The sequence below is a fragment of the Companilactobacillus keshanensis genome (assembly GCF_003946205.1).
In the GTDB taxonomy this organism is placed as follows: domain Bacteria; phylum Bacillota; class Bacilli; order Lactobacillales; family Lactobacillaceae; genus Companilactobacillus; species Companilactobacillus keshanensis.
Genome location: NZ_RHOS01000002.1, coordinates 25994 through 39253 on the forward strand (window position 1 = coordinate 25994; position 13260 = coordinate 39253).

The 13260-nt window shown below is 38.6% G+C and carries 24 protein-coding genes; 1 reads left to right on the forward strand and 23 read right to left on the reverse strand.

Going from position 1 to position 13260, the window contains the following annotated elements:
• Nucleotides 1–12 precede the first annotated feature (12 nt).
• From rpmD to rpsJ, 20 genes are read right to left on the reverse strand one after another with little or no spacing between them, the layout of a single operon-like run.
• Nucleotides 13–198 (reverse strand): 50S ribosomal protein L30, encoded by a 186-nt coding sequence (gene rpmD / locus EKM64_RS01415; protein ID WP_057766328.1) that lies wholly within the window; start codon nucleotides 196–198, stop codon nucleotides 13–15.
• 17 nt (nucleotides 199–215) lie between these two features.
• Nucleotides 216–716 (reverse strand): 30S ribosomal protein S5, encoded by a 501-nt coding sequence (gene rpsE, locus EKM64_RS01420; protein ID WP_125674851.1) that lies wholly within the window; start codon nucleotides 714–716, stop codon nucleotides 216–218.
• A gap of 18 nt (nucleotides 717–734) precedes the next feature.
• Nucleotides 735–1091, reverse strand: coding sequence for a 50S ribosomal protein L18 (rplR, locus tag EKM64_RS01425; RefSeq protein ID WP_125674853.1), 357 nt, complete (start codon nucleotides 1089–1091; stop codon nucleotides 735–737).
• A gap of 26 nt (nucleotides 1092–1117) precedes the next feature.
• Nucleotides 1118–1648, reverse strand: a complete 531-nt coding sequence (gene rplF / locus EKM64_RS01430; RefSeq protein ID WP_125674855.1) for a 50S ribosomal protein L6 — start codon at nucleotides 1646–1648, stop codon at nucleotides 1118–1120.
• A gap of 30 nt (nucleotides 1649–1678) precedes the next feature.
• Nucleotides 1679–2077, reverse strand: a complete 399-nt coding sequence (gene rpsH / locus EKM64_RS01435) for a 30S ribosomal protein S8 (protein WP_125674857.1) — start codon at nucleotides 2075–2077, stop codon at nucleotides 1679–1681.
• A 25-nt stretch (nucleotides 2078–2102) separates the two neighbouring features.
• On the reverse strand, nucleotides 2103–2288 hold the full coding sequence (locus EKM64_RS01440) for a type Z 30S ribosomal protein S14 (protein ID WP_125674859.1): 186 nt from the start codon (nucleotides 2286–2288) through the stop codon (nucleotides 2103–2105).
• Nucleotides 2289–2307: 19 nt separating this feature from the next.
• Entirely contained in the window at nucleotides 2308–2850 is a 543-nt protein-coding gene (gene rplE, locus EKM64_RS01445; RefSeq protein ID WP_125674861.1) for a 50S ribosomal protein L5, read from the reverse strand.
• Nucleotides 2851–2866: 16 nt separating this feature from the next.
• On the reverse strand, nucleotides 2867–3109 hold the full coding sequence (rplX, locus tag EKM64_RS01450; protein ID WP_125674863.1) for a 50S ribosomal protein L24: 243 nt from the start codon (nucleotides 3107–3109) through the stop codon (nucleotides 2867–2869).
• A gap of 32 nt (nucleotides 3110–3141) precedes the next feature.
• Nucleotides 3142–3510 carry a 50S ribosomal protein L14 gene (gene rplN / locus EKM64_RS01455; RefSeq protein ID WP_057766345.1) on the reverse strand — a complete coding sequence of 123 codons (369 nt, stop codon included), beginning with the start codon at nucleotides 3508–3510 and terminating at the stop codon, nucleotides 3142–3144.
• Nucleotides 3511–3539: 29 nt separating this feature from the next.
• Nucleotides 3540–3815: a 30S ribosomal protein S17 gene (gene rpsQ / locus EKM64_RS01460; protein ID WP_125674865.1), complete on the reverse strand. Its 276-nt coding sequence runs from the start codon at nucleotides 3813–3815 to the stop codon at nucleotides 3540–3542.
• A gap of 23 nt (nucleotides 3816–3838) precedes the next feature.
• Nucleotides 3839–4033, reverse strand: coding sequence for a 50S ribosomal protein L29 (gene rpmC, locus EKM64_RS01465; protein WP_125674867.1), 195 nt, complete (start codon nucleotides 4031–4033; stop codon nucleotides 3839–3841).
• The gene (rplP, locus tag EKM64_RS01470) at nucleotides 4023–4454 is read right to left on the reverse strand and encodes a 50S ribosomal protein L16 (protein WP_125674869.1); all 432 of its coding nucleotides are present in this window, start codon (nucleotides 4452–4454) and stop codon (nucleotides 4023–4025) included. The genes rpmC and rplP overlap by 11 nt, the downstream gene beginning before the upstream one ends.
• A gap of 3 nt (nucleotides 4455–4457) precedes the next feature.
• Nucleotides 4458–5129 carry a 30S ribosomal protein S3 gene (rpsC, locus tag EKM64_RS01475; RefSeq protein WP_125674871.1) on the reverse strand — a complete coding sequence of 224 codons (672 nt, stop codon included), beginning with the start codon at nucleotides 5127–5129 and terminating at the stop codon, nucleotides 4458–4460.
• 17 nt (nucleotides 5130–5146) lie between these two features.
• Nucleotides 5147–5500 (reverse strand): 50S ribosomal protein L22, encoded by a 354-nt coding sequence (gene rplV / locus EKM64_RS01480; RefSeq protein WP_125674873.1) that lies wholly within the window; start codon nucleotides 5498–5500, stop codon nucleotides 5147–5149.
• Between the two features lie 20 nt (nucleotides 5501–5520).
• Nucleotides 5521–5799, reverse strand: a complete 279-nt coding sequence (gene rpsS / locus EKM64_RS01485) for a 30S ribosomal protein S19 (RefSeq protein ID WP_125674876.1) — start codon at nucleotides 5797–5799, stop codon at nucleotides 5521–5523.
• Nucleotides 5800–5833: 34 nt separating this feature from the next.
• Entirely contained in the window at nucleotides 5834–6667 is an 834-nt protein-coding gene (gene rplB, locus EKM64_RS01490; protein ID WP_125674878.1) for a 50S ribosomal protein L2, read from the reverse strand.
• Between the two features lie 16 nt (nucleotides 6668–6683).
• Nucleotides 6684–6971, reverse strand: a complete 288-nt coding sequence (gene rplW / locus EKM64_RS01495; protein ID WP_125674880.1) for a 50S ribosomal protein L23 — start codon at nucleotides 6969–6971, stop codon at nucleotides 6684–6686.
• Nucleotides 6971–7591, reverse strand: coding sequence for a 50S ribosomal protein L4 (gene rplD / locus EKM64_RS01500; RefSeq protein ID WP_125674882.1), 621 nt, complete (start codon nucleotides 7589–7591; stop codon nucleotides 6971–6973). The genes rplW and rplD overlap by 1 nt, the downstream gene beginning before the upstream one ends.
• Nucleotides 7592–7608: 17 nt before the next feature.
• Entirely contained in the window at nucleotides 7609–8244 is a 636-nt protein-coding gene (gene rplC / locus EKM64_RS01505) for a 50S ribosomal protein L3 (protein WP_125593337.1), read from the reverse strand.
• A 31-nt stretch (nucleotides 8245–8275) separates the two neighbouring features.
• Nucleotides 8276–8584: a 30S ribosomal protein S10 gene (gene rpsJ / locus EKM64_RS01510; RefSeq protein WP_125593336.1), complete on the reverse strand. Its 309-nt coding sequence runs from the start codon at nucleotides 8582–8584 to the stop codon at nucleotides 8276–8278.
• A 289-nt stretch (nucleotides 8585–8873) separates the two neighbouring features.
• Here rpsJ and EKM64_RS01515 point away from each other — a divergent pair, with 289 nt between their 5' ends.
• Nucleotides 8874–10028 carry a CPBP family intramembrane glutamic endopeptidase gene (locus tag EKM64_RS01515; RefSeq protein WP_125674884.1) on the forward strand — a complete coding sequence of 385 codons (1155 nt, stop codon included), beginning with the start codon at nucleotides 8874–8876 and terminating at the stop codon, nucleotides 10026–10028.
• 43 nt (nucleotides 10029–10071) lie between these two features.
• Here EKM64_RS01515 and fusA read toward each other — a convergent pair whose 3' ends face one another.
• Genes fusA through rpsL form a run of 3 tightly spaced genes read right to left on the reverse strand, consistent with a single transcriptional unit; the run spans nucleotide 10072 to nucleotide 13126 of the window.
• Nucleotides 10072–12168, reverse strand: coding sequence for an elongation factor G (gene fusA, locus EKM64_RS01520; protein WP_125674886.1), 2097 nt, complete (start codon nucleotides 12166–12168; stop codon nucleotides 10072–10074).
• A gap of 34 nt (nucleotides 12169–12202) precedes the next feature.
• The gene (gene rpsG / locus EKM64_RS01525; protein WP_057766372.1) at nucleotides 12203–12670 is read right to left on the reverse strand and encodes a 30S ribosomal protein S7; all 468 of its coding nucleotides are present in this window, start codon (nucleotides 12668–12670) and stop codon (nucleotides 12203–12205) included.
• A 42-nt stretch (nucleotides 12671–12712) separates the two neighbouring features.
• Nucleotides 12713–13126: a 30S ribosomal protein S12 gene (rpsL, locus tag EKM64_RS01530; RefSeq protein ID WP_125593333.1), complete on the reverse strand. Its 414-nt coding sequence runs from the start codon at nucleotides 13124–13126 to the stop codon at nucleotides 12713–12715.
• Nucleotides 13127–13260: the final 134 nt, after the last annotated feature.

Below are 13260 nucleotides of genomic sequence, written 5' to 3' on the forward strand. Positions count from 1 at the left end.
TTTTAAAATTTATTAATCTTTAACTTCTTCAACGCTAACTAGATGAGCGATTTTTAATACAGCACCACGGATAGCAGGATCGTCCGGCTTAACAACTGAGCTATTGACTCTTCCGAGCCCTAGTTCTTTAACAATTGTACGTTGAGCAGGAAGGCGGTGAGCTGCACTTCTAATAAGAGTAATCTTAAGTTTAGCCATAATTACGCACCTTTCTTTTAGTTAAGCAATTCTTGGGCTGAAATTCCGCGCATCTCAGAAACGCTTTCAGCTGTCTTAATTTCTTTTAATCCTTCGATTGTTGCACGAATAACATTGATTGGTGTATTTCTACCAAGTGACTTACTTGTAATATCACCAACACCAGCTAATTCGAGAACGGCACGAACAGCACCACCGGCTGCAATACCAGAACCTTCGACAGCAGGCTTCAACATAATTCTACCAGCACCGAATCTACCAATAACTTCGTGAGGAATAGTTGAACCAACCATAGGAACATTAATTAAGTTCTTTTTGGCATCTTCAACAGCCTTACGAATGGCTTCGGGAACTTCTTGAGCTTTACCAGTTCCGAATCCAACGTGACCAGCTTTGTCACCAACGATTACGATAGCAGCAAAACGTAGACGGCGTCCACCTTTAACAACCTTTGTGACACGGTTGATTGAGACAACGCGATCTTCTAATTCCATTTGAGATGGATCGATATATGTCATAAATTTGGTTTCCTCCTTCTAGAATTTTAGCCCATTTTCACGAGCTGCTTCAGCAAGACTTTGTACACGACCATGGTAGATATATCCGCCACGATCAAAGACAACTTCACTGACTTTAGCATCTTGTGCTCTTTTGGCAACTAATGCACCAACGGTTGAAGCTTCATCAACTTTAGAACCGTCTTTTACCTCTTTATCAAGAGATGAGGCACTTGCTAGCGTTACACCCTTTACGTCATCAATTACTTGAGCGTAAATGTTTTTATTAGAACGGAAAACGTTTAAGCGTGGGCGCTCAGCAGTACCAGAAATCTTGGCACGCACACGTTTTTGGCGCTTTTGACGTGCTTTATTTTTATCTGGTTTAGAAATCACAATTTTCACCTCATACTAATTATTTACTATTTACCAGTTTTACCTTCTTTACGACGAACGTATTCATCAACATAACGAATACCTTTACCCTTATATGGTTCTGGGGGACGTACGTCGCGGATAATGGCAGCAAATTGGCCAACCCTTTGTTTACTGATACCAGAAATATTGATTTCAGTATTTGAAGGTGATTCAATCTTGATGCCCTTAGGTGCATCCATAACTACAGGATGTGAGAAACCAACAGAAAGTGTTAGTGTGTCACCCTTAACTTGTGCACGGTAACCAACACCTCTAAGTTCAAGCTTCTTTTCGAAACCTTCAGTAACACCAAGAACCATGTTGTTAAGGTTTGAACGCATTGTTCCGTGAAGGGCTTTATCATTATCACTTTCACGATCGAACTTAGCTTCGTTACCTTCAAGAGTTAACTTGATTTTTGGTTCAAAATGTCTTGTTAATTCACCCTTAGGGCCTTTAACAGTAATATCTTCATCTTTTTTAGTAATTGTAACTCCTTCAGGGATTTCAATTACTTTATAACCGATACGACTCAAATTCGTGCACCTCCTTATCTTTTAAAAATTTTACCAAATATATGCAAGAACTTCGCCACCAACACGTTGTGCTCGGGCTTGTTTGTCAGTTACAACACCTTTTGATGTTGAAAGGATAGCAATACCTAATCCATTAAGGACCTTAGGTACATTATCTGAATCTACATAACTACGTAAACCGGGTCTTGAAATACGTTTCAAACCAGTAATTACACGTTGTTGATCCTTACCATACTTTAAGACGATACGAATAACATTTTGTTTGTTATCTTCAATGATTTCGTAATCTTTGATAAATCCTTCATTCTTCAAGATCTCTGTCATGCTCTTCTTAATGTTTGAAGCAGGAACTTCTAGAGACTCATGTTTAACCATATTTGCGTTACGGATTCTTGTAAGAAAATCCGCAATAGGATCTGTCATGACCATTTATTTTACCTCCTCTTTTAATATCTTACCAACTAGCTTTTCTCATGCCAGGAATTTGACCTTTATGGGCCAATTCGCGAAGGCAAACACGGCAAAGCTTGAACTTACGATATACAGAATGTGGACGACCACAACGTTCGCAACGTGTGTACTCTTGTGAAGAGAACTTAGCAGGTCTGTGATTACGTACTACTTGAGACTTCTTAGCCATTGAATTTGACCTCCATTAATTATTTTGAAAATGGCATTCCTAATTGTGATAATAATTCACGTGATTCTTCATCGGTGTCAGCTGTTGTAACAATAACGATGTCCAATCCACGAATTTTGTTAACCTTATCATAATCGATTTCTGGGAAAACCAATTGTTCTTTAATACCTAGTGTATAGTTACCACGACCATCGAATGAACGAGTACCTACACCGTGAAAATCACGAACACGAGGTAAAGCGATATTAATTAACTTGTCAAGGAAGTCATACATACGGTCACCACGAAGTGTAACCTTAGCACCGATTGACATACCTTCACGTAATCTGAATCCGGCGATAGATTTCTTAGCCTTTGTGATCAAAGGTTTTTGACCAGATATAAGACCTAATTCTTCTACTGCTTCATCAAGATTCTTTGAGTTAGCAATAGCATCACCAACACCCATGTTTAAAACGATCTTGTCAATCTTTGGTGTTTGCATGTTAGATGTGTAATTGAATTTTTCCATCATTGATGGTGTAATTTCTTTTACATACATTTCTTTTAATGCATTAGCCATTTAGTTTTCTCCTTTCTTACTTGTCTTCTTTATCAGACGATTTCTTTACAACTTTTACGTTAGTTACGCTAATAGCTTTCTCAACATCAGCGATTCCGCCTTGAGGTTGTGTATTGCTTGGCTTTGAATGCTTCTTAACGACATTCACACCTGCAACGATAACTTTGTTTTCACGTGGCAAAGCCTTTTTAACTACGCCTTGTGTACCTTTGCTATCACCGGCAATAACGACAACATTGTCTCCAGTTTTTACAAACACTATTCAGCACCTCCTGAATTATATTGATCTTTTTATAGAACTTCTGGTGCTAATGATACGATCTTCATAAAATCATTATCACGTAATTCACGAGCAACAGGTCCGAAAATACGAGTTCCTCTAGGTGTCTTATCAGCGTTAATAATAACCGCAGCATTTTCATCAAATCTGATGTAAGAACCATCTGTACGGTGAGCACCGGATACAGTTCTTACGATAACTGCCTTAACGACGTCACCCTTTTTAACAACGCCACCTGGTGTTGCTTGTTTAACAGTAGCAACAATAACATCTCCGATGTTAGCTGTCTTACGGTTTGAACCACCAAGAACTTTAATAGTTAGAATTTCACGAGCTCCAGAGTTATCTGCAACTTTTAGACGACTTTCTTGTTGAATCACTTCTTGGTCCTCCTCTCATCAGTTTTAAACTAGATAATAACTGCTTTCTCGACGATATCTAATAAACGGAAGCGCTTTGTCTTTGACAAAGGTCGAGTTTCCATGATACGTACAACATCGTTAACCTTAGCTTCGTTATTCTCATCTTGAACGTAGTACTTCTTTGAATATCTTACACGCTTCTTATAAACTGGATGCTTCTTGTATGTTTCAACAACAACAACAATTGTCTTGTCCATCTTATCTGAAACAACGCGTCCTTGATATACTTTACGACTGTTACGGTCTTCTTGTTTTTCGCTCAACTTGATATCTCCCTTCCTGTTTATTATTTATCGTTGTTCTGTTGGTTTTGAACAGTTCTTAATCTTGCAATGTTCTTTCTAACAGCATTTAAACGAGCTGTATTTTCCAATTGGCCTGTGGCTTGTTGGAAGCGCAAGTTGAAAAGTTCTTCTTTATATTCTTTAACTTTATCTTGTAATTGAGCAGCAGTTAGCTCTTTGATTTCACTAGCCTTCATCAGCGCCACCTACTTCCTCACGTTTTACAAACTTTGTTCTAACTGGCAATTTGTGAGATGCAAGTCTCAAGGCTTCACGAGCAACTTCTTCAGGAACTCCACCGATTTCAAACAAGATTTTCTCACGTTTTACTGGGGCAACCCAACCTGCAGGTGCACCCTTACCAGAACCCATACGAACTCCAACACCCTTAGCGGTGTATGATTTATGAGGGAAGATTTTAATCCAAACCTTACCACCACGCTTCATGTAACGAGTCATAGCAACACGGGCTGCTTCAATTTGTCTATTAGTGATCCAGCTTGAATCGAGTGCTTTCAAACCATATTCACCAAAGGCAACACTTTTACCACCCTTAGCTTCTCCGCGCATCTTTCCACGGAATTCACGACGGTGTTTTACACGTTTTGGTACTAGCATAGATTATTCTCCTTTCTCTTCGTTTTTTGCATCTTTATGTACTGGCTTGGCTGGTAGGATTTCACCACGGTAGATCCAAGTTTTAACACCTAAATTACCATATGTAGTAGCAGCTTCTACCCATGCGTAGTCAATATCTGCACGCAATGTATGTAGAGGGACTGTTCCTTCTGTATGCCATTCTCTACGAGCCATATCGGCACCGTTTAGACGACCAGAAATTTGAACTTTAATACCTTTAGCACCTGCACGTCTTGTACGTTGAACGGCTTGACGTTGTGCGCGTCTGAATGCGATACGAGCTTCTAGTTGACGAGCAATGTTCTCACCAACAAGTTTTGCATCTAAATCAGGCTTCTTAATTTCAATAATATTAATGTGAATGTTTCTGTTAACTAGCTTATTTAGTTCATTACGTAATTTTTCAACTTCTGAACCACCCTTACCGATAACCATTCCTGGTTTTGCGGTATGAATTGAAACAGTAACGTTCTTTGCAGTACGTTCGATTTCAATTCTTGAAACGGAAGCATTTGAAAGTTTATCTTCAATATACTTACGAATTCTAAGGTCTTCATGTAAAAATGTTGAAAAGTCTTTTTCTGCGTACCATTTTGCATCCCAGTCGCGAATAACGCCGACACGGAATCCAACTGGATTAATCTTCTGACCCACTCAAATTACCTCCAATACTAATTTTTTTCACTTACTACAACAGTGATACTACTTGTTCTCTTATTGATTGGTGATGCTGAACCCTTAGCTCTTGGGCGGAAACGCTTCAAAGTTGGTCCTTCATTAACGAATGCTTCGCTAACAAATAGGTTTTGGGCATCTAAATCAAAGTTATGTTCTGCATTTGCAATTGCTGACTTAAGAGCTTTAGCAATAATTGGAGAGCCTGCTCTTGGTGTGAATTGCAACATTGCAAGTGCCTCAGCAGCATTCTTGCCTCTTATTAAATCAATAACAAGGCGAGCTTTGCGAGGTGCAATACGAACATTTTTTACTCTGGCTGTTGCAGATGTAATTTCTTGTTCTGCCATCTTTTAAGTCTCCCTTCTTATTACTTCTTTGTCTTCTTATCGTCTGTACCATGACCATGGAATGTACGTGTAGGTACAAATTCACCTAACTTGTGTCCAACCATGTCTTCTTGGATGTAAACTGGAACATGCTTACGACCATCATGAACTGCGATTGTATATCCTACGAAATTAGGAAAAATTGTTGAACGTCTTGACCATGTCTTGATAACTGACTTCTTGTCAGAATCTGCTTGTGCTTCGATCTTTTTCATCAAATGTGCATCAGCAAATGGTCCTTTTTTTAAACTACGACTCATCTTATGTCCTCCTTATATTATTCTAATGAAATAATTACTTACCTTTTCTATGACGAATGATAAGCTTTTCAGATTTGGCATGTGATGAACGAGTCTTCTTACCTAAGGTCTTCTTACCCCATGGTGACATTGGTGATGGATGACCGATAGGAGCTTTACCTTCACCACCACCGTGTGGGTGATCGTTAGGGTTCATAACTGAACCACGAACTGTAGGTCTGAATCCTTGCCAGCGTTTACGACCAGCTTTACCAATCTTGATCAATTCGTGTTGTTCATTTCCGATAGCACCGACAGAAGCACGGCATTTAGAAAGAATCATACGAACTTCACCTGAAGGTAAACGAAGTAATGAATACTTACCATCTCTACCAAGCAATTGAATTGATGTACCAGCAGAACGGCCTAGTTGACCACCCTTACCGGGTTTTAATTCAACGTTGTGAAGAATTGTACCAACTGGAATATTTTCTAGTGGAAGTGCGTTACCTGGTTTGATATCTGCATCGACACCTGATTCGATAACTTGTCCAACTTCTAGACCCTTAGGAGCTAAGATATATGACTTAACACCATCTGAGTAGTGTAGTAAAGCAATATTAGCTGTACGGTTAGGATCATATTCAATTGACTTAACTGTAGCTTTAACACCGTCTTTTAATCGTTTGAAATCGATAATACGGTATTTTTGTTTGTGACCACCGCCACGATGACGTACTGTAATATGACCGTATGAATTACGACCAGCTGTATGGTTTTGTGACTCTAACAGTGTCTTTTCAGGAGTTGTCTTAGTGATCTCCGCAAAGTCAGAACCAGTCATATTACGACGACCGTTTGTGGTTGGTTTATACTTGATAATCGCCATTATTTGACCTCCTTATTTATTCTTCATCAAAAATCTTAATTTCATCTGAATCATCTGTAAGAGTAATGATAGCCTTACGACGTTTTGCTGTTAAACCAACATAACGACCTTGGCGCTTCTTCTTACCAGAAACATTCATAATATTTACTTTTTTAACCTTAACACCGAAAATTTCTTCAATGGCTTGTCTTACAAGTACCTTGTTTGCGTCAACAGCTACATCAAATGTGTATTTCTTGTCGCTCATGGCGTCCATTGAACTTTCAGTGATAACTGGGCGAATAATTACGTCTCTTGCGCTCATTATCCAAGCACCTCCTCAATCTTAGAAAGTGCTGCTTTTGTAACAACTAACTTATTGGCGTTAATAACGTCAAGTACGTTTACACCTTCTGGTGCTACAACTTTAACTTTCTCAATGTTTCTTGCAGATAAAGCAACGTTGTCATTACCATCTTCGACAACTACAAGAGCTTTGTCAGCACCTACTTTATTAAGTAATTGTGCAAAGTTCTTTGTACTTGGTTTGTCGTATGAAATTGAGTCAATAACGATTAGGTTACCGTCAGCAGCTTTTTGTGAAAGTACAGACTTCAATGCCAAACGGCTAACTTTTCTAGGAAGACGATATGAATAAGATCTTGGTGTAGGGCCGAATACGACACCACCACCTACCCATTGAGGGGATCTGATGGAACCTTGACGAGCACGTCCAGTTCCCTTTTGGCGCCATGGTTTCTTACCACCACCACGAACTTCAGAGCGGTTTTTAACATCATGTGTACCTTGTCTTAATGAGGCACGTTGCATAATAACTGCATCTGTAACTACGTTGTCGTTTGGTTCGATACCAAAGATTGAATCATTTGCTTCTACAGTACCGTTCTCAGCACCGCTATCTTTATAAGCTGTGATTTTTGTCATAACTCATTTCCTCCTTCCTATTTTTGATTAGCTTTAACAGCTGTTTGAATTTTAACTAATGAATTGTTTGCTCCGGGTACATTACCCTTGATCATAATTGCATTACGTTCAGCATCAACTTTTACAATTGCAAGATTTTGTGTTGTAACACGGTTGTTACCCATACGTCCTGGTAGCATCTTACCCTTGAAAACACGGTTAATGATGGCACCCATTGAACCGGGCACACGGTGATATCTAGAACCGTGAGTTTCTGGTCCACGAGCTTGTCCAAATCTCTTAATGTTACCTTGGAAACCGTGTCCTTTTGAAATACCTGTAACGTCGACAATATCACCTGAATTAAATGTGTCAGCTTTAACTTCTCCACCTAATTCGTAATCTCCCATTTCAACATCGCGGAATTCGCGAATGTAATGTTTAGGAGTTGTGTTTGCCTTTTCTGCATGACCTTTGGCAGGTTTGTTCGTCAATACTTCACGACGATCTTCCAAACCTAATTGAACAGCCTCATAACCATCAGTTTCAACTGTTTTAACTTGCATAACAACGTTTGGTTCAGCTTCAATAACTGTAACTGGAACAAGTTCGCCGTTATCAGTGAAAATCTGAGTCATTCCGACTTTTTTACCAAGAATTCCTTTTCTGGCCATGTTTGCACCTCCAATAATTTATTTTTAATAATTATAATTTAATTTCAATATCCACACCAGATGGGAGATCCAACTTCATAAGTGAATCTACCGTCTTTGGTGATGGGTTAACAATGTCAATAAGTCTCTTATGTGTACGCATTTCGAATTGTTCTCTAGAATCCTTATGCTTATGTGGTGAACTCAACACTGTATATAGTGAACGTTCTGTAGGCAATGGAATTGGACCTGAAATTGTTGCTCCAGTTCTTTTTGCTGTTTCCACAATTTTATCAGCTGATTGATCTAGAATACGATGCTCATAAGCCTTTAAACGAATGCGAATTTTTTGACTTGCCATGGGGTTACCTCCTTTTTCTCTCTTTCAAGATGACCGGCTCCGTGAAAATATCCGCCAACCCTGCCGTGGCAAAGCGGCCGGGTGTGTCGCAACCTTTCACTTCTAAGCCGTCGATATTTATTTAAATACCAATGGGCACATACTTCTTTTTGAAATAAGCACTTTTATAATAATACACGATTATTTTGTCCTTTTCAAGGCAATTAACAATATTAACTCGAAAATTTTCTTCAGATAATTTTATATAAAACTATGCGATAATTAGTGCGTCAAAGAAAAGGAGGCTTTCATGTCCTATCCTATCAAAGCAATTTCAAGTTTAATCTTTAGGATTCAAATTTTCATCAACGGTTTTATTGCTTTAGGTTTTGGAATTCAGCAGCATAAAATCGGGCTCTTTATCCTTGTACTATTAAATCTTCTGGCTTTGCTCATTCCAGTTGATTCTAATAGGAAGAAACTGGTCAAAATAAATCGTTGCTTTCAAATAATATTTCAAGCAATCTTTATTCCAGTCAGTATTTCTTTCTTGATTCAGTCTACTATTTATAACTGGAATTCCGAATTGATCATTTTTCTCTTAATTTACGCGATCATCATGTACATTCCTTACACCGTCGTCTTAATTGCTGAAATAAAAACTAAAACTATGCAGGTGATTATTACACTTTTTCTTTTCGTGTTTAACGGACTGAGCTCTCTTGACGTAATGACTATGGATACAAGCATCGTCAATAATCCAATAATCAAAGTTCTATCAAACTCGTCGTTTCTTGGTGCACTGATCTTTATGACAATTATCCTCATCGCTATGTATGCTTGGGATTATCAATTACCTAAAATTGTACTTGCTCGACAAAGTAATTTAAAAGTTTTGATTGCTCTTGGGATCTTCAGTATTTGGTTCACCATTTGGAATGGGTTTGGCTCTGGAACTAATTTGCTAAACCTCTTTATTTCATATGATTTTCATGCTCACTTTACGGCTACAAATATTTTAAGTGGTTTGGAGGCAGGTATTGCTGAAGAGTTGACCTTTCGTTTTGCTATACTAACGATTCTATTGTCTGTGTTTAAAAACAGTCGGTTCAAAGTTTACTATGGAGTTTTCTTAAGTAGTTTGTTATTTGGTCTGATTCATCTGCCTAATACCAGTGTTGGACAAAGTATCAACAATACGATCCTGCAGGTCTTATTCGCAATTGCCTTAGGAGCGTTCTTATCTTCTATCTATCTGTATACTGATTGGTTCTTTGGTCCCGTCATCATTCATTCGTTGATTGATATTTTTGCTTTTGCTTCATCAGGAAGTCAAATTATGACTGGCAAAGTAACCATCGATGATTATTTCTATTCTATTATAGAAGCATTGATATTTATAATAATTTCCCTATTTTTATTAAAATCCGTTAAAAATAGAAATAAATTTAATTTCCATTTTTAGACACAAAAAAACAACCTGAATTTTTCAGGTTGTTTTTTAATAACTATTCTTCTGGGTTTCCGCCATTCTTCTTGATAATATCAGCTTGAATTGACTTAGGAACTTTTTCGTAATGGTCAAATACCATTGTGAAAGTACCACGGCCTTGTGTAGCTGAACGAAGTGTTGTAGCGTAACCGAACATTTCTGAAAGTGGAACGAACGAGTTAACGAGTTGAGCGTTACCACGAGCTTCCATACCTTCAACACGTCCACGACGAGCAGTAATTTGTCCCATAACATCACCAAGATATTCTTCTGGAGCAACAACTTCAACCTTCATAATAGGTTCAAGAATTACCGCACCAGCTGACTTAGCAGCGTTACGTAAAGCGATTGAAGCAGCGATCTTGAAGGCAGCTTCTGATGAATCGACTTCGTGATATGAACCATCATATAACTTAGCCTTAACATCGATCAATGGATATCCGGCAAGAACACCATTTTCCATTGATTCCTTCAAACCTTGTTCAACTGAAGGAATGTATTCACGAGGAACAACACCACCGACGATGGCATCTTCGAACTCGAAACCTTTTCCTTCTTCGTTTGGTGTAAATTCAACCCAAACATCACCATATTGACCTTTACCACCTGATTGACGAACGAACTTACCTTGAGCACTTGTTGGTTGTGTAAATGTTTCACGATAAGCAACTTGTGGCTCACCAACTTTACATGCAACCTTGAACTCACGTTTCATACGGTCAACCATGATATCCAAGTGAAGTTCACCCATACCAGAGATAAGAGTTTCACCTGTTTCAGGATTTGTTTCAGCTTGGAAAGTAGGATCTTCTTCAGATAGTTTTTGGATAGCAATATCCATCTTGTCTCTATCTTCCTTTGAATCAGGTTCGATAGAAACTTGGATAACTGGATCTGGAATATCCAATGATTCAAGAATCAATGGATCATCAGGATCAGTTAGTGAATCACCAGTTGTAGTATTCTTCAAACCGATAACAGCAGCGATATCACCTGAGAATACTTCTGGGATTTCCTTACGGTGGTTAGAATGCATTTGTAGCAAACGACCAACACGTTCACGCTTGTCTTTAGAAGCGTTCAATACATATGAGCCAGATTCCAATGTCCCTCTATATACACGGATGTATGTTAGACGACCAACGAATGGGTCAGTAGCAATCTTAAATGCTAATCCAGCAAATGGTTTGCTGTCATCAGCCATAAGTTCTACTTGGCTCTCATCTTTAGGATCTGTGGCATTGTATGGACGAACTTCAAGTGGTGAAGGTAAGTAATCAACAACAGCATCCATTAACATTTGAACACCCTTATTCTTGAAGGCAGAACCTGCAAGAACTGGGAAGAATTTCAAAGCAATAGTAGCTTTTCTGATTGCTGTACGTAGTTCATCATTACTGATTTCAGCACCATCAAGGTATTTCTCCATGATGTCATCATCAACGTCAGCAACTGATTCAACTAATTCAGCACGTTTTTCTTTAGCTTTTTCTAGATATTCATCAGGAACATCAACTGTATCCCACTTTGTACCTAATTCATCTTCGTCATATAAATCGGCTTTCATTTCGATCAAGTCGATAACACCTTCGAAGTTATCTTCAGCACCGATAGGCATTTGCACAGCATGTGCATTAGCATTTAATCTATCATGAAGTGTTTGTACTGAGTAGTCAAAGTTAGCACCGATTTTATCCATCTTGTTAACAAAGACAATACGTGGAACACTGTAGTTTGTAGCTTGACGCCAAACATTTTCAGTTTGAGGTTCAACACCTGATTGAGCATCAAGAACTGTAATAGAACCATCTAGAACACGTAGTGAACGTTCAACTTCCATTGTGAAGTCAACGTGTCCTGGGGTATCAATAATATTGATACGGTTACCCTTCCATTCAGCAGTTGTAGCGGCTGATGTAATAGTAATACCACGTTCTTGTTCTTGAGCCATCCAGTCCATTTGTGAAGCACCATCATGTGTTTCACCAATTTTATGAATTTTACCGGTATAGTACAAAATACGTTCTGTTGTAGTTGTCTTACCAGCATCAATATGAGCCATGATACCAATGTTACGGGTATCTTCTAATGGGAATTCACGTTTATTAGCCATTAAAACTTAGTTCTCCTTTCAAATATACTAGATTCTACCAACGATAATGAGCAAATGCACGGTTAGCATCGGCCATCTTATGTGTATCTTCACGTTTCTTAACAGCTGCACCTGTATTGTTAGCTGCATCCATAATTTCGTTTGCTAGACGTTCGTCCATTGTGTGTTCACCACGTAAACGAGCATAACTAACGATCCAACGTAGACCTAGTGTTGTACGACGATCTGGACGTACTTCGATAGGGATTTGATAGTTAGAACCACCGATACGGCGAGCCTTAACTTCAAGAACTGGCATAACATTGTTCATTGCTTCTTCGAACACGTCCAATGGTTCGTTACCAGTTTTGTCTTTGATGATATCAAATGAGCGATATAAGATTGATGAGGCAGTTCCTCTCTTACCATCGTACATCAAGTGATTAATTAAACGAGTTACTAATTTTGAGTTATACATTGGATCTGGCAAAACATCGCGTTTTGGAGCTCTACCTTTACGCATATTAAATTCCTCCGTTATTACGTTATTATTTCTTAATTGTTATTATTTCTTGGGCTTCTTTGCACCATATTTTGAACGACTTTGCATACGTCCATCAACACCGGCAGTATCTAAAGCACCACGAACAACGTGATAACGAACACCAGGTAGATCTTTAACACGGCCACCACGGACAAGAACAACACTATGCTCTTGTAAGTTATGTCCAACACCTGGAATGTATGCTGTAACTTCAATAAGATTTGAAAGTCTAACACGAGCATACTTACGTAAAGCTGAGTTAGGCTTTTTAGGTGTCATTGTTCCGACACGAGTTGCAACACCACGTTTTTGTGGGGCTGGGTTCTTTGTAGCAACTTTCTTCATACTGTTGTAACCGAAGTTTAAGGCAGGTGAATTTGACTTCGAACTGACTGACTTACGGCCTTTACGAACTAATTGATTAATTGTAGGCATTAAAAGTTTCCTCCTAAAAATTTAAGTACACACATCCAGGTGGTTCACAATTTTGGAAAAATAATAAACCACGTTAGTGGTGTACATTATGAGCTTATATTCATAAACAATTTACCTTGCTGCCAATAAAAGCA